Raw genomic sequence first — 1,389 nt, 5'->3', positions numbered from 1 at the left:
TGTCTCGTCCTGAAATAGCGATACACAAAAAAGAATCGTTATGGAAGAAACATTAACATCCACGTACATTAAACGCACACAGAAGGATTACAGTTTAAGTTTAAAACTTCAAATCGTGAAAGAAGTTGAATGTGGAGCGTCCACTATTACTAGTTGTCGTAAGAAATATGGTATTCAATCTCATGGTACTATTTTAAATTGGCTGAGAAAATATGGTAACTTTGATTGGGAAAACCAAAGACCTTATGCCATGGAAAAAACACCTGAACAACGTATTATGGAATTAGAAGCCCGGGTAAGGCTTCTTGAAAAGCAAAAGGCTTTTTTAGAAAAGCAGGCTTATATTGCAGATAAGAAGTCCATATTTTTTGATATGATGATTGATCTGGCTGAGAAAGAATATCACATTGATATTCGAAAAAACTCACCACCCGAACAATCGATTACTTCCGCAGTAAAGAAAAAGAAACTTTGATTTTTACTTGCGGATTGTTAGGGTTAAATAGACAAATCTATTATAGAAGTATAAAGCGTACGAAAGTTTGTAAAGATAAAGCTTCAGAGGTAGTAAAGCTTGTAGAGAATCTTCGTGTTAAGATGCCAAGGTTAGGAGGCAGGAAATTATATTTTATTTTACAGAGATCCTTAAGCTCCATTAAGGTAGGGAGAGATAAATTCTTTGCCATCTTAAAAGCTAATAATTTATTGATTGAACCTCGCAAAAGCTATCACATTACAACCAACTCTCATCATCGTTTTAGAAAGCATAAGAACCTGCTCCTTGACTATCACATAACAAAGCCCAACCAGGTATGGGTTGCAGATATTACTTATATAGGGAACCGAAAAAATCCAAGCTATTTAAGTTTAATAACTGATGCGTATTCTAAGAAAATAATGGGACACTTTGTTGCAGACAATTTAAATACACAGAGTAGTATTATAGCTTTAAAAAGAGCTCTAAAAAAGTATAAAGGTATGAGAGAATCTTTAATCCATCATTCCGATCGTGGTTTACAATACTGCTCGAACGAGTATCAAAGACTTTTACAGAAACATCAATTAAAATGTAGTATGACACAAAACTCTGATCCTTATGAAAATGCAGTAGCAGAGAGAATAAATGGTATTTTAAAGCATGAGTTTGATATTGATAAACATGATATAAACAACAATTTAAGGAAAAAGATAGTAAATGAATCTATCGAAATCTACAATAATTTACGCCCACATTTTTCAAATCATTATCTAACTCCAAACCAAATGCATAACCAGTCAAAAATTAAAATGAAAACCTATAAAAACAAAAACCAAAGCAATAGTAAAATTACTCTGGTTTAATTATTTATTTTTGTACTATAATCTGTATCAGATTTTCAGGACTAGTCA

Annotated in this window: 2 protein-coding genes; both read left to right on the top strand. The window is 32.3% G+C overall.

Going from position 1 to position 1,389, the window contains the following annotated elements:
- The first annotated feature begins 40 nt into the window (after positions 1–40).
- Positions 41–475: a hypothetical protein gene (locus AC5YGI_RS22000; RefSeq protein ID WP_330746078.1), complete on the top strand. Its 435-nt coding sequence runs from the start codon at positions 41–43 to the stop codon at positions 473–475.
- Positions 472–1,341, top strand: coding sequence for an IS3 family transposase (locus AC5YGI_RS21995; RefSeq protein WP_330746077.1), 870 nt, complete (start codon positions 472–474; stop codon positions 1,339–1,341). Before AC5YGI_RS22000 ends, AC5YGI_RS21995 begins: the two co-directional genes overlap by 4 nt.
- Positions 1,342–1,389: the final 48 nt, after the last annotated feature.

The sequence above is a fragment of the Chryseobacterium sp. CS3K3.1 genome (assembly GCF_059515165.1).
Note: the sequence above shows the minus strand (reverse complement) of the source record. Positions and strands in the feature narration are given on the sequence as shown.

Coding starts and splice junctions, on each gene's coding strand:
- AC5YGI_RS22000 (WP_330746078.1), top strand. CDS start 41: ATGGAAGAAACATTAACATCCACGTACATTAAACGCACACAGAAGGAT.